The sequence below is a fragment of the Campylobacter lari genome, from assembly GCF_900638335.1.
GTDB classification, from domain to species: Bacteria; Campylobacterota; Campylobacteria; order Campylobacterales; family Campylobacteraceae; genus Campylobacter_D; species Campylobacter_D lari_E.
In genome coordinates this window covers 1,487,875-1,508,759 of sequence record NZ_LR134508.1, presented here as the reverse complement: position 1 = coordinate 1,508,759, position 20,885 = coordinate 1,487,875, and the positions used below count along the sequence as shown (strand labels likewise).

The window sequence follows — 20,885 nt, the reverse complement described above, 5'->3', positions numbered from 1 at the left end:
TATGCTTTTATTTTGCAATTTTTGCTTAAATTTTTTAAACTTAAATGGTATTTTAAAGAAAATTATTTAAAATGTGAAATTATTTTGATTTAAGGAATGTAATGCTTTTAACTAATCCGGTATTTATAGGCGTTGTATTAATGACGCTTTTGTGTTTTTTTAGGTTTAATGTTTTGCTTAGTGTTTTGCTTTCTGGGCTTTTTGTGGGTGTTTGGTCTAAATTTATGAATGTAGAGCATTTAACTTTGATGGAGTTTTTTACTCAACTTCCGCAAGCTATGATGGATTCTATGAAAGTTTTAATCGATGGCATGCAAGGAAATTTACAAACAGCACTAAGTTATATTTTACTTGGAGCAGTGGCTGCTGCTATATCAAAAACTAATCTAACAGCATATTTGATTAAAATAGTTTCGCATTATATTTCACATAAAAAATACTTACTTATACTTTCTTTGGCACTTATTGCATGTTTTTCACAAAATTTAATCCCTATCCACGTGGCTTTTGTGCCTTTACTGATTCCACCTTTATTAAAACTTTTTAATAAGTTAAAAATAGACCGCAGAGCTATAGCTTGTGCATTAACTTTTGGACTTACAACTCCTTATATGGTGATACCTTTGGGATTTGGGCTTATTTTTCAAACTTTGCTTGTGGATAATTTAAATTCAAATGGGGTGCAAATTAGCTTAGGAGAAGTTTCTCAAACTATGGCTTTTGCGGCTATTTGTATGCTAGTTGGTTTGTTTTTGGCTGTGTTTGTATTTTATTCTAAGCCAAGAGAATATCAAGAAGAGCAAATTAGTAAAATGGATTTTGAAAATTTAAAAATGAACAAAAAAGAATGGGGTGTTTTAGCTGGTCTTTTGCTGACTTTGATTTTGCAAATTTTAACGCACAATTTACCTTTATCTGGACTTTTGGGTTTTATATTGATGGTAATTTTGGGCGGAGTGGAGTATAACAAGGTTAATCTAGTCTTTGATGATGGACTTAAAATCATGGGTTATATAGCCTTTGTAATGCTTGTTGCTTCAGGGTATGGAGAGGTTTTAAAGCAAAGTGGAGGTATAGCTGAGTTAGTAAAAGTAAGTGTGCCTTTTATGGAGCAAAGTCACTTTTTGGCTATTTTTATCATGCTGGCTATAGGTCTTTTAATCACCATAGGCATAGGTAGTTCTTTTGGGACTATTCCTATTATTGCTGCTTTATTTTGTCCTATATGCATAGAGCTTGGTTTTTCACCTGCTGCGATTATTTTTATCATTGGTGTTGCTGGAGCTTTAGGTGATGCAGGATCGCCTGCTAGTGAAACGACTTTAGGAGTGAGTGTAGGGCTTAATGCGGATAAGCAAGGCGATCACATCAAAGATACCTGTATACCAACCTTTTTGTGTTTTAATGGCTCTTTGCTTGTTTTAGGTAGTGCAATAGCCTTTTTTTTGCTTTGATATATTAATAAATTTGTATTCTAGAGTTTTTAAATATAGGGTTTAATAAAATTCTTATTTTATTAAGATACTGAGTATAAACCATTATAGCGGAGAAGATGTTTATTATTTTTTGTTGCTAATAAATTAAATATTATTATGCTTGGTTGAAATTATGCAAAATTTCATGAGAGATTAATAAAATTCACATTTCAAAACCCGAATTTATTAAATATTATGTAGGTAAGGTGTAGAGTAATACTTTTCATGAAGCCACTTTTTATAATCATTAAAGTAATTTAAATTTAAAAACTCATTTTCGTTTTCAAATTCTACAAATTCTGCTTTCATTGTATCACAAAAAAGGGCTAGTTTGTGGTTATTTTCTTGTAAAAATTGCAAAGTTTTTTCAAAAATTCTACTATGATAAAATCCACATAAATAATGTTTGTGTTTTTTTGTGCTTACTAAGAGTATATTTTGTGCTTTTAGATGATGAAAAAGCGTATAAATACTTCTTTTGCTTATGTTTGGAGTATCTACACTAAGGATAAATACATAAGTATTTTGAAAATGTTTAAGTATAGAATTTAAAGCAATAAGTGGGGAGTAGTTGTTTAAATCCTCATCTAAAATAAGAGCTAAGTTTTTTTGATGAAATTTATCTTTTTTGGTGCTAATAAAAACTTGATTAAAAATTTTTGACATTTTTTCATATTGATAAAGAGTTAAGTTTTTATCATCTACTTGTAACAAGCTTTTATCTTCTCCCATACGTGAAGACTTTCCGCCACATAAAATCACACAAGGATAGGGAATTTTTTCACTCATAAAAACCTCATAAATTCATCAAAATATTTTATAATACATTTATGAAATATACAGATTTAATACAAATAAAAGATTATTTTAAACAATTTCAAAGACTAAATTATCTCAAACGCCTTGATGATAATATCTTAGAGCTTAGCTTAGATCATCAAGCTTTTATACTAGACTTAACGCGTGGAAAAAGCGGAATTTACCAAGATAAACTCCAAGCAAAAGTCTATAATGCACCTTTTGATTTTATGTTAAAAAAATATTTTTCTAATGCAAGGATTTTAAATTTGGAAGTATTAGAAAATAATAGAATTTTGTCTTTTGAAGTTTTATCAGAAAAATCTTACAAAGCTTATGGGGCTAAGATTTATTTTGAATTTACAGGAAAAAACACTAATGTAATCATCACAGACACTAATGATATTATCATAGAAGCTTTGCGCCATATAGATAAAAGCTACCGTATTGTAAAAATAGGCGAAAAACTCCAAGCTTTAAAAGCTTATGAGATCAAAGAAGAATTTGTAAAGATTGATGATTTTAATGCATATTTTAAAGAAAGTGCTAAAAAGTTACAGCAAGATCGCTTAAAAGATATTAAAGAAAATAAACTTTTAAATGTAGATAAAAAAATCTTTACTCTTAAAGAAAGTATAGAAAATTTAGAACAAGAAAGCGATTTGTTAAAAAAAGCTCAAGAGTTAAGCCAAAAAGCAGATGTTTTATTTGCTAATTTAAATTCTTTAAAAGATTATCAAAGAGAATTTATTTTGCAAGATTTTAATGCAAATGAGCTTGCTTTTAAACTCGAAGATACTCCTAAAAATAGTGCGAATGAATTTTACAAAATGGCTAAAAAGCTAAAACAAAAGGCTAAAAATATTAATATAGAAAGAGAAATTTTAAGCGAAAAACTTGATTTTTTAATCAATTTAAAAGACTTAATTACTAAAAGCACTTCTTTGCGAGAATTAGAAGTTTTAATGCCTAAAAAAAATAAAAAAACTAAAAAAGAAGAGCTAAATGCAGGGGTTAGTTGTTTTTATTTTGATGAGTTTAAAATCAGCGTAGGGCGCAATGAAAAAGCTAATGAATACTTGTTAAAAATAGCTAAAAAAGATGATATCTGGCTACATGTGAAAGATTATCCTAGTGCACATGTAATCATTACTTCAAATAAATTAAAAATAAGTCAATTAGTGCTAGAATTTGCAGCAAAACTTTGTGTGGAATTTTCCAAGCTAAGCTCTGGAGCTTATTTGGTCGATTATACGAGTAAGAATTTTGTTAAAGTGAGAGAGAAGGCTTTTGTAAATTATACAAATTATAAGACTATAAGCATTTTAAAGGAGTAAGTATGCCTATAAGTCCCATAGGTGGTATTCATTTTGCCAACCAAAATGCACCAATACATTCAGCACAAGCAAGTAATGAGTTAGCAAAAGATTCTTTTGCAACTTTAGTAAATATGAGTGAGTTTCAAGCAAAAGAAAAGGCAGTTGAGAAACTTGAAAAAGTTAATCAAACTCATGAAGTAAGTGATGAAGTAAAAGAAAGACAAGAGGAAGAAAAGAAGCATTCTAGACATCATCAAGAACAAGAAGAAAAAGACGAACATGAAGATGAAGAGCAAGAAGTAGTTAAAAAAAGCTCTCACTTGCTTGATTTAAGTATATAGAAAGGATAAAAATGTTTTCAAAGACAAGAATTCTTAGTGCTATTGTGATGATAGCTGTGGTAGCTGTTGTTGCTTTAGTGGATAATTTTTTGATTAATTTTGCAATTTTTGGTGTTTTATTGTTTTTGGCATTTAATGAAGCAAAAGCTATGTTTAAAAGTAAATATGCAAGTGTTTTTGTAGCTTTGTGTATTTTTACAATAGGAGCATTTTTAGATAAACCTTTCTTTATAGGCCTTATGGCTTTGATTTTGATTTTGGGATATTTAGTTTATAAAAAAAGTGAAAATTTAAATGAACTTATGCCTTATATATATCCTACTTTGCCTATTTTAATGCTTTATCAGGTGTTAAGCTATGAGGGTATGTTTGTATTGTTTTGGCTTATAGTGATTGTGGTTGCTTGTGATAGTGGGGCGTATTTTATAGGAAAACTAATTGGTGAGAGAGCTTTTTCTCCAACAAGCCCAAATAAAACTTTAGAAGGTGTTGTAGGTGGCATAGTTTGTGCAGGGATTTTAGGAACTATCATAGGCTCTTTTGAATTTAGCTTGGTAAAAAGTATTTATATATCTTTAATCGTAGCTGTTTTTGCTGTGATAGGGGATTTGCTTGAGAGTTATTTTAAAAGACAAGCAGGCATTAAAGATAGTGGTAATTTAATCCCAGGACATGGTGGAGTTTTAGATAGAATTGATGCTGTTATTATTGCAGCATTTGCAATGGCAACTTTGGTATGATCGTTCTTGGAAGTACGGGAAGTATAGGGGTTAATACTCTTTTTATCGCTAAAGAAAAAAACATAAGCATAGAAGCTTTATCTTGTGGTAAAAATATCAAGCTTTTAAATGAGCAAATAGCTCTTTTTAAACCTAAATTTGTATGTATCCAAGATGAAAAAGATAAAACCTTGGTTGATCATGATAAGATTTTTTGTGGCCAAGAGGGCTTAAAAGCGATGATAGCTGAGTGTAAAAGCTCTTTGGTGGTAAATGCTATAGTAGGTTTTGCGGGGTTAAACTCAAGTCTTATGGCGCAAAAACTTGGTAAAACCTTAGCCTTAGCAAACAAAGAAAGCTTAGTGGTGGCAGGGAAATTTTTTGACACTTCTAAAATTAAAGCCATAGATAGCGAGCATGCAGCGTTAAAGTGCTTGATAGATAAAAGAAAAAACATTAAAAAGCTTTTCATTACAGCAAGTGGTGGAGCTTTTTATAAATATAAAATCAAAGATTTAAAAAATGTTAGCGTAAAAGAAGCCCTCAAGCATCCTAACTGGAGCATGGGGGCTAAGATCACTATAGATAGTGCTAGTATGTGTAATAAGCTTTTTGAAGTCATCGAAGCTTTTCATCTTTATGGTGTTAAACAAATAGATGCTTTAATAGAAAGAAAATCTTTGGTGCATGCTTTGTGCGAGTTTAAAGATGGTGGTATAAGTGCGTATTTTTCTCATGCAAATATGCGTTTATCTATCGCTCAAGCGATTTTAAATAAACATAGTAAAAGTTTTATAGAAAATTTAGATTTATTAACTATGTCAAGTTTAAAATTTGAAAAAATTAGTTTAAAAAAATACCCTATATTTTCACTTAAAGATGAACTTTTAAAAGAGCCTGATTTAGGTGTGATTATTAATAGTGCAAATGAATATATGGTGCATCAATTTTTAGCTCAAAAAGCACAATTTTTAGATATAGCTAGGGGAATTTTTAAATCACTGGATCACTTTGGAGTGCCAAAGATCAACCAAATTGAAGATGTATTTGAGTACGATAAGCAAGTAAGGCTTTATTTAGATAAGGAAATGAAGTGAGATTATTTTTAAGTATTTTAGCTTTTGTAAATGTTGTTTTTGCTTTAGAATTTAGTGTTAAGGAAAATGGAAAAAGCTTAGATGATAATAATACGGTTTTAATTCTTGGAGGTATGCAAGGAGATGAACCAGGTGGCTTTCATGCTGCTAGTTTGCTTTTAAGTGATTATAATATCACTAAAGGCAAAATCATTGTTGCACCAAATTTAGCTTTTGAAAGTATTATAGCTAGAAACAGAGGAAATTTTGGTGATTTAAATAGAAAGTTTGCTTATATAGATGAAAATGATCCAGATTTTCATACCATAGAGCGTATAAAAAAGTTGATTTTAGATCCTGAAGTCAATATGGTTATAAATTTACATGATGGAAGCGGTTTTTATAGGCCACAATACGAAAGCAAAGATAAAAATCCAAATCGCTGGGGTAATACTAGCATTATTGATCAAAGTGAAGTAAATTCTACAAAATACGCAGACTTAGAAAATATAGCTAAAGAAGCGGTGGAAAATATCAACAAAGCTTTGGTAAAAGAAGAACATCAATATCATTTAAAAAATACCAAAACCCAAGAAAGCAATGATAAAGATATGTTAAAGGCTTTAACTTATTTTGTTGTATCAAATCACAAAGCAGCTTTTGCAAATGAAGCAAGTAAAAATCTACCAACTCATTTAAGGGTGTATTATCATCTTTTAGCAGTGGAGTACTATTTAAAAAAAGCAAATATAGAATTTCAAAGAACTTTTGAGTTAACTCCAAATGGGGTTTATAGGGCTATTGAAAAGCCTTTAGAGGTAAGACTTTTTAATGATAAAATCTTGCTTTATCTTGATAAGCCAGCTAATGCTATAAATTTTTTACCTTTTCCTATTAACCAAACTTTAAATTATGAGGCAAGTAATGAGATTACAGCTGTTGTTTTAAATTCAAATTCATTTTCGATAAATTATGGAAATCGTTTGCAAACTAGACTATACCCTGAATATTTTGAATTTTCAAATGCTCTAGATGGTATTGAGTTGATAGTAGATGGTAAAAGTATAAAGACTAATTTTGCTCAAAAGATCATGGTAAAAAATAACTTTAAAGTTCCTTCTATTGCAGGTGTAAGGGTAAATATTATAGGTTTTGATAAAGGCAGTGATGAAAGTGACATAGAAATTAGTAAAAATCAAATGCAAAGCCGTTATTCTTTAGATAAAAAAAGAAAAATTTATAGAGTGGAATTTTATGAATTAAAAAATGCTAATTTAGCAGATCAAGCCTTAGAAAAAAAGACAAATTTTAAAGAAATTAAAAAAGCAAACATACCTATAAAAGCCATAGAAAAAGCAGAGCAAAAAGACAAATTTATTGGTATGATTTTGGTAGAATTTCAATGAAAAATTTAATTCTTGCCATAGAAAGCTCGTGTGATGATAGTTCTATTGCTATCATTGACAAAAATACTTTTGAGTATATTTTTCATACAAAAATTTCACAAGAAAATGCTCATAGTATTTATGGAGGGGTAGTGCCTGAGCTTGCTGCGAGATTGCATAGCGAAGCTTTACCTAAAATCTTAGAAAAATGCCAAAAATACTTTGACAAACTTTGTGCTATAGCAGTTACGAATGAACCTGGTCTTAGTGTGAGTTTGATAGGCGGTGTTGCTATGGCTAAAATGCTTGCCATTAGTTTAAATTTACCACTCATAGCTACTAATCACCTAAAAGGGCATATCTACTCTATGTTTTTAGATAAAAAAGCTAGTTTTGATATGGGTGTGTTACTTGTAAGTGGTGGGCATACTATGGTGCTTTTTATCGATGGGCAAGGTAAAATCACAGAATTAGCAAGAACAACTGATGATAGCTTTGGAGAAAGTTTTGATAAAGTAGCAAAGATGATGGATCTTGGTTATCCTGGTGGGGCTATCATAGAAAATTTAGCCAAAAATGCAAAAGAAAGTGATTTAGAATTTAGTATACCTTTGCTTCATTCTAAAGACTTAGCTTATAGCTTTTCAGGACTTAAAAATCAAGTACGTTTGGAAATTTTAAAAGAAGAGTTAAGCTTAGAGCGTAAAAGCAAAATTGCCTTTGCATTTCAAAAAGCAGCTATAGCTCATATTTTAAACAAATTAGAAAAAATTTTTAAAGAACATAGATTTAAACGCTTTGGTATAGTAGGTGGAGCTAGTGCAAATTTAAGTTTAAGAAGTCAAATAGAGCATTTATGTCAAAGCTATCAATGCGAGCTTTTGCTAGCTCCACTTGAATATTGTTCAGACAATGCTTTGATGATAGCAAGAGCAGCTTGTGAAGCTTATGAGCGTAAAGAATTTGTAAGTATTGAAGATGATCTTATAAGTCCTAAAGTCAAAAATTTACAAGGTGTGTTATGAAAAAGGCATTTACTATTATAGAGCTTGTGTTTGTGGTAATTATACTTGGAGTTTTGGCTGCGGTTGCTTTGCCAAAATTTAGTACAAGTAAAGATGAGGCAAGCACAGCTCAAGCTTTGGGAAATTTAAAAACTTTTATCAATGATGTAAGTTCTTATGTGTTAAAAAATGAAAGTCTTTCAAGTATAGCTTTGATGAGTAATGTAGTAAATATAAAAAATGAAGATTTATCAAATTTACAAAATTCCACCAAAGAGCTAGATTTTAGCGTGGGAAATGATGAGCAGTGTTTTAAAGTGCTTTTTGTAGATAAAGAAAGCGTTTTGCTTTTGGCGTTTATGGCAGATAATGCTCAAAAAAGCAAAGCCCAAAATATAGCAGATTTAAAAAATCAAGCTTTAAAAGACCCTAAAAATCAAAGTATAAAAACTCAACTAGATGAAGCTTTAAATGCTTTTGGTCAAAGTGAATTTACAAGCACTTCAAAGTCTAAGGCTTGTCAAAGTTTAGTTCATTCTAAAGCTTTTAAAGACTTAGTTACTAGGGTATATTTTTTAAGTGGTGGTTAAAAATACACCCCACCACTTAAATATAATTTCATTCTATGATCATCATCATATTTGTATTGATGAACTGCTCTTGCTGCATCAAGCTTTATATAATATGCATTATTCTTATTATAAAGTATTTGCAAACCTACTGCATCTAAAAAATGCTCATCTGCTAATCTACTTCCTGAAGCTTTTTCATACCAAGCATAACCTACATCATAAAAAGGAGTAAAATAAAAATTCGTATTTGGTATATTTATTCTTATACCAAAGTTAGCTACTATGGTATTATCTCCATCACCTTCACCATTATCATAAGCTCTTACTCCATAAGCTCCACCTAAAGATGAACTCTCAGAAGAATCTAATTCAAAATTCCCTAATACCTTTTGATAGTTTATATTTAAAGTATGCGTAATGTATTCATTAATACTATAATAATTATTCACACTAGCATTGAGTTTTCTAAACCAGCCAAAGCCATTACCATCACTTTTAGATGTATTTCCAAATATAGTAGTGCCATCATCATTAACCTTACCTACACTTACCTTAGCACTATAACTTAAAGTATTATTCTCAAAGCCTCTAAATAAACCTTCTAAACCTACACTACCTACATTAGAATGTTTATCTATACTATAATCATCAAATATATTTGAAAAAGGTTCATCTTTTAATATCTTATGATAAATACTAGAAGTAAAATATAAAGAGGAATTTGTATTAATCCATACAGGATAAGAAAAATCAACACCAATATTTCTAGAAGTACCACTAAAGCCAACTTCTTTATAATCTCCACCTAAAGAATAAGATCCTTGAGATATGCTTGGAGTAATTTTTAAATTTCCTAAAAAGAAAGTATAACTTGCTCCATAGTTGATTTGTCTTTCATCACTAGATTGTAAGTAAAAATTATAATAATCTCCCATATTAAATATAGAATTAAATCCCATACTAATACCAGCTCTATATTCCCCTGCACTTTTAATACCATAATTATCAGTATATAATAATACATTAGCCTTAGTATCAGGCACTACTTCTATAACTACATCAGTTTCTCCTACATTCTCTCCTGCTTGTAAACCTGCTAGGGTTTGTACTCCATACATTTCATTGACTTTATACACACTATCTTCTATGAGTTTAGTAGAGATGATTTTACCTTTGATTCTTTCATTAAGCTTATTTTCTATAAAATGATCTTTTATAGTAGTTTTATTCTTTATTATATACTTACCTAGTGTTCCTAAGGCTATGTTTATTTGCACACTATCTTCAAATTCTTGTTGGGGTACATAAGCTGTTGCTGCAGGATAGCCATTAACTTGGAAATAATAAGCAATGATATTAGATATATCTTGTAAATCTTGCAAGCTAAATTTTCTAGTGCTAAACTCACTAATAAGTAATTGTAAATCCTCTTCTTTAATACCTAGTTTTTTAAAGCTAGTGTTTTCATTAGTGATAACAAATTTATATTTGGTTATTACTTTTTTAGTGGTAGTGTTAGTTTGATTGCTTGAGTTAGTAGAGTTAGTGTTAGAACTATTATTAGTTTGATTATTTATATTGTTTGTATTATTGCTAGTTGAGTTGGAATTATTAGTTTCATCATTTACACTAGTATTTGCTTTATCATTGTTTGTATTAGTGCTTTGATTATTAGCTTCATCTTCTTGATTTAGTTTTTCTTTTAAAGCTTTCTTTTTTTCTTCAAAGTCTTTTTTAGCTTCTTGGCTTTTTATATAATCATCTTTGGTTTTTAGATTTTCTTTGATAGCTTTGTTTTGAGGGAGGTTTCTATCAGGGGATAATTCTATAACCTTTTCTATATCATTTTTAGCTATGATAATGCTTCCATTATTAGCATAGACTAAAGAGCTAAGTGCTACAACGCAAAGAGAGAGTTTTTTCATAATGGTTTTTCCTTAATTTTTTTATTTTTATTTATTTTTTTCTTAATTTGGCTTTTATATTTGTATTGATTAATCACAATATTGTTTAATGCAAGTATTTATTCATACTATTATTATTGCTAGGATAGTTATATCCTAGCAAAGTTTTATAATCCTCCAACCACACAAGGATTCATAGTTCTATAATTATCGCTTACTATACAGGTTTTACCTTTTTGATTCATAGAAGCTTCTTCTATTTCTTCTTGTTCTTCCTCATCATCTAAACTATCATTACCTATAGAGTTAAAAGTAGAACTTTGTTCAAAGCTTAAAGAAAAATCTGGTTTATTATCTATTGGTGGCTCAATTGGATCAATAGGTTTTTCTGGCTTATCTATTTCACCACTACCATTGTTATTATCTTTGATAGAAGCTAATATAGGATAAGGTATATTTAAAGCTTGCAAATCTCCTTCAACAATAAAATGTCCGTTAGATTTTTCACTTGCTCGTGTTTTTAAATCTTCAAAGCTATTAATTAATTCTTCTATAGTTTTGGTTTCACCTTGTGCTTGAGCTATTAAAGCAAATAATCTATTGCTAATATTTTTAAAAGCTTGATCATTTTTATTTGCTAAACCTTTATTGATTAATTCTACATATTTATTATAAGCTGAGGCTAATTTATTGATTTTTTCATAGTAGTTTTTCTCACTAAATTTCTTATTAGCCTCGTTGATTGAATTTACCTTGTTGTTCAAAGTAGTTTGGATAAAGTGATTTACTTGGTCTTTATTAGCATTAGTTTGATTATAAACTTTAACAACTTTATTTGTGACTTTACTGTTAGTATCTTTAGTATCTTTGTTTGCAAATTTATCATCACTAGCTTCACTTAAGCCATTATCTTGATAAGCTAGTAAAAAGTCTAAGCTTTGAATCATAGAATGAGCTATATCAAGTCTTTCTTTATCATCTGGATATTTATCTTTACTTAAAAGATAATTAGCTAAAAACTCTGCTTTAGAAGTAGGATTGTCTTTATCAATCTTGCTATAAGCTTTTAATAACTCATCTAAGATATTTATATTCACTATATAGAATTTATCTTTTAAATCATTTAAGATAGTATTTAAAGTACTATCATCTAAGATATCTTCTTTATCTAGGGTTGCTTGTTCGTTTTTGATGGTTTCTATGTTAGGGATTAAAGGTTTTGGTTGTTTGGCATTAAAATCTGGTATGTCAGGGGAAGTGATATTTGGATTATCAACTTTAAAATCACTTGTAAAAACTAAACATTTCCTACCAGCACCGCAATCTATTTCCTTTAGGCCATTTAAAGCTGCCAAAGTCGCTGTTTTAAAATCTATATAACCTTGATTATTATCATCATAAGGATGGAGTTGGATTTCATTGCCCCAATATTTTTGATCAGCTGTTGCATTAGTTAAGTCTTTTTTGTGATGATAAATGTGAATCTTAGAAATATCTGGGTTTGTATTATCACTCACACTAATTCGACCTGCAAATTTACCAGCATAGTTTTCATTAAGCTTACTTTCTGATTTAATAATAGAGTTAGGAGTAAAATACATATAAATATTATTAAATTTAGGTTTATCATATTTACCATAATTAATATAACCGGCAAATCCACCCGCATGAGAACCACTATTACCACCATTTTCAATGTCACTTCCATGATATTGAGCATTATTAATAGCGTGAATATTTTTTACATCGTATATAGATATATTCTCAAAAATTCCACCCCTAATATACCCAGCAAACCCACCTGCATATACTTGTTTTGCAAACCATTCATCTTCATTTTCTGGAGTATATGAGCTTTCAATATTTTGAATATGATTTAAAGATATCTTGTTAAATTTTCCACCATTAATATACCCAGCAAACCCACCAGAATAAACCATCCCCTGTGTATATTTATTATTTGCTGTAATGTTTTCTATGTTATTTAGTGTTATAAATGAAAAATCAGAATTGCCGCTATATATTCTTCCAGCAAATCCACCTGCAAATAGTTTAGAACTAATATTTTTTACATCATTTATAGATATATTTTCAAATTTTCCTCCATCCTTTGTAGCTATCTCTCCTGCAAACCCACCACCTGCTTCTTGCCCTGATATGATACTATTAATATCTTCTATTTTAATATTTTTATATATAGCTTTAGGCTTACCACTTAGATGTGATTGTTCAATTTTTCCTGCAAATCCACCAGCATACGCACCATTAATTTCTATTATGTCTTTTATAGAAATTTTATTAAATTCCCCGCTACTTATCCATCCAGCAAACCCACCTGCATATCTATAAAAATCATTAGAATTATTATTAATTTGTGCTCCAATATTCCCTATAGTATTAATTGAAATATTATCAAAATTACCACCACCAATCCATCCAGCAAACCCACCAGAGATTGATGAATATGGTGAATAAAAAAAACTTCCCAAAATTTCATCTATATTAACTATTGAAATATCATTGAATTTACCACCCTTAATATACCCAGCAAACCCTCCAGACATACCTCTGTCTTCCCCGATACCATCATGTTTTATTGAGTTTATATTACCTATAGCTATATTTTTAAAATAAGGATCAACGATATTAGAATTCCATGTTGCTCCTACAATCCCAGCAAACCCTCCACTATAAGAATCTTCTCCTTTGGCGTATATTTCTCCAATTTTACTTATTTTGATATTGTTAAATGAACCTACATTAATAGCCCCAACAAATCCTCCACTGTAAACACTTCTTTCTGAAATACTATTGATTTCTCTTATATCGTTTACAGATATAGCATTATAATTGCCTCCGTCAATCCATCCTGCAAACCCACCTGCAAACCCATCGGTTCTATTAGTATGATTAAATATATTTTCTATTTTTTCGAGTTTATTTATGCTAATATTTTCATAAGAACCATTGCTAGTTCTTCCAGCAAATCCACCAACTGAAGTTTCGAGTCTATATATTTTAGGTGTTTTAAGTTGATTTGCCTTGAGAGTTTTGATATTTTGCAATAATATACCATTGTATATTCCATTTGTAGCATTTCCAGTAAATCCGCCTACACCTATACCATAAGCTGGGCGTTTATTGCCAAAGTTGGTTTTGTAGTTTAATTCAAAATTTCCAGAATTTTTTATATGTATATTTTCGAATAGACCATGTGTGGTTCCAGCAAACCCACCTACACCGTAATTTAACATAGCTCTAGAATCATAATAATTTCCTTCTTCTGGAATTTTAGAATTATCTGTTAAATTTGCCCTTACTGTAATGTTTTGTATATTATCTAAATATATATTTCTAAACATCCCATTAGCATCTCCAGCAAACCCACCTGTACCATAATAAGTCATGTATCCAGAATCTAAAGTTATATCTACATTATTGTTTATATATTTGATGTTTTTAATAGAAATCCCATCTACAGATCCATCTATATACCCAATAAACCCACCTACATAATCATTACTTGCATTTATTCCACCATTTTTATAATCTACATTTATATTTGCAAAATCAGCACCATCTGCTTTACCAAATAATCCTATATAATTTTTAGAATTATTATCTGATAATTTAGTCGTATCTATATTGATATTCTTAAGTGTAAACCCTTGTCCATCGAATGTTTTAGCAAAAGCGCTATTGTCTTTAAACCCTACTATCATATTAGTAAATTCATTAGCTTGTTTTTTACCATCACCATTTAAGTCTATCCAGTAGTTAGCATAGTTTTGACCACTACTTGCTTTAAAATCTATATCATTAGTAAGTTTAAAAGTATCTCCTACTACATTGTTTCTAAAATCATCTTTTTCATTCCACCCTTTAGCAAAGTGCCACCAGTCTAAGTCAGAACCTATGCTAATATATTGATTATATGTTTTATCCATTACACCTTTAGTGGCAAATATAATATCATTATATTTTCTTGTAGGATTATAATAATAACCAGTAGCACTTAAATAAGCAATCCCTTTTTTTGCATCCGTAGTTAGGTTTTTAGAATTTATAGTAGAAATATCTACATAAACTTCGTTACCTTTTAAATCTATACTATCTGCTGTGATTTGATTGAGTTTTATTTTATTATTTTTTTTATCCCAACTAGTATCAGCACTTAACATTACTTTATTCCCTTGCAAAGTAACGTTTTTAGCACTAATATTACCCATATTTACTACATTACCTGCTTTATGTGATTTAAATATAGGGGAAAAAGAAGCACCTTGTGCTTTAAATTCCTCAAAATGTTGTGCTTGTAAAGAAGTAGTCGAAGCCACAAAGCGATTAGCATTGATAGTTCCCGTTTTAGTAATGATTACCCCATTAGGATTAATTAAAAAGACATTATTACCACCTGCATTTAATACACCTTCTATGGTAGATTTATCTGTACCATGAGCAATGTTTAGGTAGTTTTGTTGGCCTTCAAATTTACTATTTCCAAAGTTTACCTTTTCACCATTTGCTATATTAAAACCACCACCCCATTGTATGATAGAGTTTTGTTTATTACCTGCAATGTTCATCTCTTTACCATTAATACTTATACTCCCACTAGTGCCATGAGTAAATTTACCTCCACTAGGTAAAGCCATTAGTGGAGAAAATAACATTGATACCGTTACACCTGAGAGTATGATATGATTTGCTAACTTTTTCATAATTAATCCTTTTTAGTTTTATCTTTGTTGTTTAATTTAAATTCACTACTATGCTTTTTCCGTCTTTACTTACACTTAGAGTGTATTTAGCCTTTTGAACTTTTGCTTTGATGTTTTTATGTAAGCTTTGATTGTTTTTAGTGATAGTTTCTAATAAGCTTTGTAAGTCTTTTTGATTTAGTTGTTTATTGTTTGCATCTACAAAGCCTTTTTCACTTTGCATTAAAATAAAACTTTTATTTTTTATATTATTGTTTGTATATACATTAATAGAACTATCTTTAGAAAGATTAATAGCTTCTTTAGCACTTAAATAAGTTTTAGTATCATCTTTTAAGATAAAGCTATAATGATCAAAGTTATTAATAGTATTTGCTTTTATACTTGTATTTAATACTAAATGATTATTAGTATTATTTTTATGCTCTAGAGCTTTTGATACAAAGCTAGTGTTTTCTTTAGTTTGTAAAAAGCTACCTGCTAATACATCTATATTGGTATTATTAAAAATATTAGTATTACCACTTAGATATAAGGTATTATTATAGCTTTTATCATTTTCACTATATACACCAGAAGCTGCTATGATGATAGTAGAATTATCTTTATACTCATCTATATTTAAATTAGCTATATGAGTATAATTATCATGAGTATTTTTAGCTATACCTGCACTAATTACTATTTCCCCTTCTCTTTTATCAGAAGCTGTTCCTAGGGCTAGATTATCAAAGATAAAAGTATTATTAGCACTTTCAGTATTAGCATTAATAACATAAACATTAGAACTAGCTGCACTTGAATAATCTTTAATATTTAAAGTATTATCTAAAGCACTTTCATTAGCTCTTAAAATGATTTTAGAACCTTTATCTATATTAGAAGCATTAGATAAAGATTGCACCATATTATATTTTATAGTGTTTTTTTCTAAATTATCTGCTTCTATAATAGCAGTGAGATTTCTACCTGATTTTACATTATCTAAAACTATACTATTAGCATTAGCACTACTTGCATAATAATCTTTATCATTTAAACTAACCTTGCTTACTCCATATAAGTATAAAGGCATAGCAATGTTTGAGTTTTTAATATTAATGCTATTGTTATTTGCTTTAGAACTTAGAGTTTGTGCTGCTATGATTTGAATTTTATCTTGATGGTTTTCAACAGTAATGCCTTGGGTTAAATCCCCATTGATATGAATACTATTTCTATTAGCTCCTTTAGTAGCTACCCCACCATAAAGATTAAACTCATTTTTACCTGTAAAATTAGAATTAATCTCAAATGGTTTTTTTAGATTAATGCTAATACTATTATCATTAGCTATACCATTATTAGTAATACCTGCATAAAAGTCTAAAAGAGCTTTTACTTCTACATTAGTATTTAATGCTAATAAGGTTTGTAAGTCTTTTATATCTATAGTGTTTTTATAAGCATTACCTTGTATGATTTTACCCCCATAGATTTCCCCTACTAAGATAGCATTATAAGCTAATGGGGTATTTTTAGTATCTACTCTTAAATCTAGTTTTAAATCATTGATTAATACACTATTATTACTTACTTCATAGCTTTGATTATTATTAACATCCACAAAAGCTCCTCCTAAGTGAGTAGCAGCTGATGTTGAATAAGCTCCACTTGGACCATGTACTAATAAAGAAGCTCCATCTATGATAACTTTATTATTTTTAGCATTAGCATTATAAGTAATGGCTCCTGTTACATGAGTCATTCTCTCATCAAAGATATTATTCCCTAAAGCACTTTGTCTATAAGGGGTAGTATGAAAGTCTATCTTTACGCCTTTATTTAATACAACTGTATTATTATTAGCATTAGCATCCACACCAAAAGCACCTAAGATATAAGGAGCACCATTTAAAGGTAAGGTGTAGGTGTTTTCAACACCCATATTGACATAGGCATCTTTTAAGAAATTTAAAGTATTATTACTTACTTCACCTTTTCTAGCTATGGCTGGAGTGATTAAAAAATTATATTTATTATCCAAACCAGTAGCTTTAGGATTAATCACTTCTTTATCAGTAGGTTTTAGATAATATACTGAAGATAATTCTCCTGCTTTTAATACTAAGGTATTATTATTAGCTTTTGCATTAAAGGTATAAGCAGAAACTAAAAAAGGTATATAGCTAGTTTGATTAATGGTGGTATTGTCTGAATTAGAACTATGAAAACCATTTACTACAAAAATATCTTCTTTAATACTTGGAGTAAGTATGTCTTGTTTAAAGTATAAATCATTCATTTTTACATGAGCTTTATCTTTAGGATTATCATAGATTAAAGTGATATTTGAAAGGTTTTTATTAGTAGCCATTTGACCATAGAAGTTTTTACCACTTAAGAATTTATAAGTATCAAGATTATAATCATAAACATCATTGTTCTCATAATGGTGTTTTTTAATTATATAAGCATTAGAAGTTTTATCATAATTTGCCTGGGTAGCAGCTTCTAAAGAACTTAGTGAAAAAATGGTAAGTAAAGAAAGTTTTAAAAGATTGGAGTTTTTATAGCGTTTTAAAGAGTGTGAGTTAAAACGAAAATTATCGTATCCCCCCCCCCGTGAGGCGTTTTTTAGCTGTGTTTATATACATTGAAAAAGTCCTTTCAAAAAATGATTAATGTGTTTGATTGATTATTGTTTTTTAGTAATGAAATGTTTTTTTTAATTACATTACTAATGTACTAATAATAATTTGGAAATGTTAATACTATATTTATAAATTTAAGCTTAAAGATATTTAAGATAAAAATTGTTTGAAATTTATAAGTATCTTAAAATATAGAAATTGTAAACGAGAAAGCAATTTTAAAAAATTGTTATAATTTTATAATTTATTTTTTAAAAGGTATTATTGTGAATTTTTTATGGATTTTATTTCGAGAAAATAAACTTAAAATTATTCTTTTTTTACTTTTTAGTGTTTTTACAAGTATATTAGGTGTGTTGACTTTAGTTTTTATTAATGAGTTTTTATTGAAAACTAGTCTTGAAAATTCAAATATCATTGTGTATTTTGTACTTTTGTTGCTTGTGTTTTTTGCGAGTTCTTCTTTTGTAGAAATTGCTCTAAGCTCGTTTGGGCAAAGTTTTATTTTTAAAATGCAAAGAAGAGTTGTAAAGCAAATTTTAGATACAAGTGTTTTGAATATTTTAAACACTACTAAAGCAAAGATTTTAGCTTCTTTAAATAATGATGTGCGTAGTATTTCTTTTGGGCTTTTAAGGCTTCCTGAATTTATACAATCAAGTGTTTTGATTGTATGTGTAAGTGCTTATATATCTTATCTTTCTTTGGAAATTTTCTTTTTGTGTTTAGCATGGATAGTGTGTGTTTTTTTGGTGGATAATTTTTTGATGAGTAAGGTGTATTTTTATTTTAAAAATGCTAGAGAAAATGATGATGCTTTGCAAAAAAACTATCAAAATATTTTACAAGGACATAAAGAATTAACCCTAAATCCTTTGAGAGCAAAGCATTATTATGAAAATGAGTTTGAAAAAAATGCCCTAAAAAAGAAAAAAAGCTCTACTATGGGAAATATCTTGCATATTTTATCTAATAATTGGAGCAATAGCGCTATGCTAGCTTTAGTAGGAGTGGAGTTTTATATAGCTTTAAGCTATGAACTTGCTAGTTTGCAAAGTGCTACGACTATAGCTTTAAGTGTGCTTTTTTTAAGAGCACCACTTGGAGCCATGATAGGAAGTTTTCCTACGCTTATGATGGCAAAAATCGCTTTAGATAAAATTTCAAATTTAAATTTAGAAAATTATTCTCATGAGTTTAAACTCAGTCAAAATAACAAAACTTGGCAAAAACTTTCTTTTAAAGATGTATCTTTTGCATACAATGAAAAATTTGCACTAAAACCTGTAAATTTTGAACTTAAAAAAGGTGAATGTGTATTTTTAATAGGTAAAAATGGTAGTGGTAAATCTACTTTTTCTATGATTTTGGCTGGGCTTTTTACAGACTTTGAAGGGGATATTTTTTTAGATGATGAAAAAATAACTTCAGAAAATATTTATGAGTATAGAAGTTTAATTAGTGCGATTTTTAGTGATTTTCATTTGTTTGAGCATGTTTTAGAAGATGAGAAATTTAGCAAAAAGGATTTAGCATACTGGCTTGAAATTTTAGAGCTAAATGAAAAAGTAGAACTTGTGGGAAATGTTTTTAGCACTATAAAGCTTTCGGCTGGACAAAAAAAGCGTCTTGCTATGCTTAATGCTTTGCTTGAAAAAAGGGATATTTTGATCTTAGATGAGTGGGCAGCTGATCAAGATCCTATGTTTAGAAGGTTTTTTTATACCAAGCTTTTGCCGCTTTTAAAGCAAAAAGGTATTACTATATTTGCTATAACTCATGATGATGTGTATTTTGATATGGCCGATAGAATTTTACTCGCACAAAATGGTCAAATACAAGAGTTAAAAGGCGATATAAAAGAACTAGCAAAAAATGCAGTAGAAAAATTTTAAAGGAAAAAAATGAAAAAATTACTCATTTTATGTGTATTTTTAGGAGTAAGTCTAATGGCAAAATCTTTTGAGCTTGTAAAAGAGCCTGTGCTAACTACGCAAATGGTTGAAGGGATTTTGGATCTTGCAAAAAATGAAGCAAGAAAAAATGGCTTTCATGTAAGTATTACTATAGTGGATAAATCTGGTCAAATTTTAGCAGTTTTAAGAGATGATAAAGCGGGTGTGCATACGCTTAATGCTAGTTATAAAAAAGCTTACACGGCTACTTCACAAAAAAGAGAAACAGCGGTCATTTTTAAAGGTGTAAAAGAGGGTAAAATACCTGAAGATATTCGTTATTTGGATGATAAATTTTCCATTATGCCTGGTGGGGTACCGATTTTTATAGATGGAGTTATTGTTGGTGGCATAGGTGTAGGTGGAGCACACTTAGATGAGGATGCAAAAATAGCTAAAGCAGGGATAGCATTTTTACAATAGGCTTTGAAAATTCAAAGCCTATTGTTACTTAGCTTTTGCATAAATTTCTTTTTCAATATCTATATAAAATTGTGCAATAGCTTTGTAAGCTTCTTCCCAAGCTTTTAGCGTAGTTTCATCTGCATTTAGTACTACTTTAATAGCCTTTAAAAGACAAGCGCCGACTATAGGGTAATGTTCTTCTTTGACATTTAATTTTGTATGAGTGATAGCTACTTTATCAACAAAGCTTCTCATATTTTCTAAATTTTCTACATTTTTTGCTGCCATTAAAATAGCCATTGCCAAAGCTTTTGGTTGTTCGCCTGAGGCTTGTTTTTCCATATTAAACATAGGTTTTACTTCAGGATATTCTTCGAACATGATTTTATAAAATTCTTTAGTTAAAACTTCACCATTTTTTTGTAAAACCGGCACGCAATCTTTGATGATTTGAATTTGCTCTTGTGTCATTTTTTCTCCTTTTAAAATGAAAACTTAAAAAAATTATATATAAAAAGGAGAAAAAATATCTTGATTTATGTTAATTTTGTATGATTTTATTTTAAAATGATTATGTA

Annotated in this window: 15 protein-coding genes; 10 read left to right on the top strand and 5 right to left on the bottom strand. The window is 29.2% G+C overall.

Translation table 11 applies throughout. The features are described 5' to 3' along the window. Positions 1–101: 101 nt before the first annotated feature. The gene (locus EL235_RS07660) at positions 102–1,454 is read left to right on the top strand and encodes a Na+/H+ antiporter NhaC family protein (RefSeq protein ID WP_126341173.1); all 1,353 of its coding nucleotides are present in this window, start codon (positions 102–104) and stop codon (positions 1,452–1,454) included. A gap of 207 nt (positions 1,455–1,661) precedes the next feature. Here EL235_RS07660 and EL235_RS07655 read toward each other — a convergent pair whose 3' ends face one another. Beyond that, the gene (locus EL235_RS07655; protein ID WP_126341172.1) at positions 1,662–2,264 is read right to left on the bottom strand and encodes a molybdenum cofactor guanylyltransferase; all 603 of its coding nucleotides are present in this window, start codon (positions 2,262–2,264) and stop codon (positions 1,662–1,664) included. A gap of 41 nt (positions 2,265–2,305) precedes the next feature. Here EL235_RS07655 and EL235_RS07650 point away from each other — a divergent pair, with 41 nt between their 5' ends. Genes EL235_RS07650 through EL235_RS07620 form a run of 7 tightly spaced genes read left to right on the top strand, consistent with a single transcriptional unit; the run spans position 2,306 to position 8,707 of the window. Then, complete coding sequence (locus tag EL235_RS07650; protein ID WP_126341171.1) at positions 2,306–3,610, top strand: NFACT RNA binding domain-containing protein; 1,305 nt, start codon at positions 2,306–2,308, stop codon at positions 3,608–3,610. A gap of 2 nt (positions 3,611–3,612) precedes the next feature. Then, the gene (locus tag EL235_RS07645) at positions 3,613–3,933 is read left to right on the top strand and encodes a hypothetical protein (protein ID WP_039627242.1); all 321 of its coding nucleotides are present in this window, start codon (positions 3,613–3,615) and stop codon (positions 3,931–3,933) included. Positions 3,934–3,944: 11 nt separating this feature from the next. Continuing rightward, positions 3,945–4,673, top strand: a complete 729-nt coding sequence (locus EL235_RS07640) for a phosphatidate cytidylyltransferase (RefSeq protein ID WP_114640729.1) — start codon at positions 3,945–3,947, stop codon at positions 4,671–4,673. Next, entirely contained in the window at positions 4,670–5,749 is a 1,080-nt protein-coding gene (dxr, locus tag EL235_RS07635) for a 1-deoxy-D-xylulose-5-phosphate reductoisomerase (RefSeq protein WP_039627238.1), read from the top strand. Before EL235_RS07640 ends, dxr begins: the two co-directional genes overlap by 4 nt. Next, complete coding sequence (gene pgp1, locus EL235_RS07630) at positions 5,746–7,134, top strand: peptidoglycan D,L-carboxypeptidase Pgp1 (protein ID WP_126341170.1); 1,389 nt, start codon at positions 5,746–5,748, stop codon at positions 7,132–7,134. Before dxr ends, pgp1 begins: the two co-directional genes overlap by 4 nt. Further along, positions 7,131–8,138, top strand: coding sequence for a tRNA (adenosine(37)-N6)-threonylcarbamoyltransferase complex transferase subunit TsaD (gene tsaD / locus EL235_RS07625; RefSeq protein WP_126341169.1), 1,008 nt, complete (start codon positions 7,131–7,133; stop codon positions 8,136–8,138). The genes pgp1 and tsaD overlap by 4 nt, the downstream gene beginning before the upstream one ends. Continuing rightward, positions 8,135–8,707, top strand: a complete 573-nt coding sequence (locus EL235_RS07620) for a type II secretion system protein (protein ID WP_126341168.1) — start codon at positions 8,135–8,137, stop codon at positions 8,705–8,707. Before tsaD ends, EL235_RS07620 begins: the two co-directional genes overlap by 4 nt. Here EL235_RS07620 and EL235_RS07615 read toward each other — a convergent pair. The 3 genes from EL235_RS07615 to EL235_RS07605 all read right to left on the bottom strand — a co-directional run bounded on the left by EL235_RS07615 (position 8,704) and on the right by EL235_RS07605 (position 17,670). Continuing rightward, a complete protein-coding gene (locus tag EL235_RS07615; RefSeq protein WP_126341167.1) occupies positions 8,704–10,614 on the bottom strand; it encodes a ShlB/FhaC/HecB family hemolysin secretion/activation protein in 1,911 nt (636 codons plus the stop codon). The two genes, EL235_RS07620 and EL235_RS07615, sit on opposite strands and share 4 nt — an antisense overlap. Before the next feature lie 146 nt (positions 10,615–10,760). After that, positions 10,761–15,314, bottom strand: coding sequence for a two-partner secretion domain-containing protein (locus tag EL235_RS07610; protein WP_126341166.1), 4,554 nt, complete (start codon positions 15,312–15,314; stop codon positions 10,761–10,763). A 31-nt stretch (positions 15,315–15,345) separates the two neighbouring features. Next, positions 15,346–17,670, bottom strand: coding sequence for a hypothetical protein (locus tag EL235_RS07605; protein ID WP_126340750.1), 2,325 nt, complete (start codon positions 17,668–17,670; stop codon positions 15,346–15,348). A gap of 543 nt (positions 17,671–18,213) precedes the next feature. Between EL235_RS07605 and EL235_RS07600 the strand changes: the two genes are divergently transcribed. Then, entirely contained in the window at positions 18,214–19,842 is a 1,629-nt protein-coding gene (locus EL235_RS07600) for a multidrug ABC transporter permease/ATP-binding protein (RefSeq protein ID WP_039627230.1), read from the top strand. Between the two features lie 9 nt (positions 19,843–19,851). Continuing rightward, the gene (locus tag EL235_RS07595) at positions 19,852–20,325 is read left to right on the top strand and encodes a GlcG/HbpS family heme-binding protein (RefSeq protein ID WP_126341165.1); all 474 of its coding nucleotides are present in this window, start codon (positions 19,852–19,854) and stop codon (positions 20,323–20,325) included. Between the two features lie 24 nt (positions 20,326–20,349). On the opposite strand, the gene cgb is transcribed toward EL235_RS07595, so the two are convergent. Further along, positions 20,350–20,778: a single-domain globin Cgb gene (gene cgb, locus EL235_RS07590; protein ID WP_039619438.1), complete on the bottom strand. Its 429-nt coding sequence runs from the start codon at positions 20,776–20,778 to the stop codon at positions 20,350–20,352. Positions 20,779–20,885: the final 107 nt, after the last annotated feature.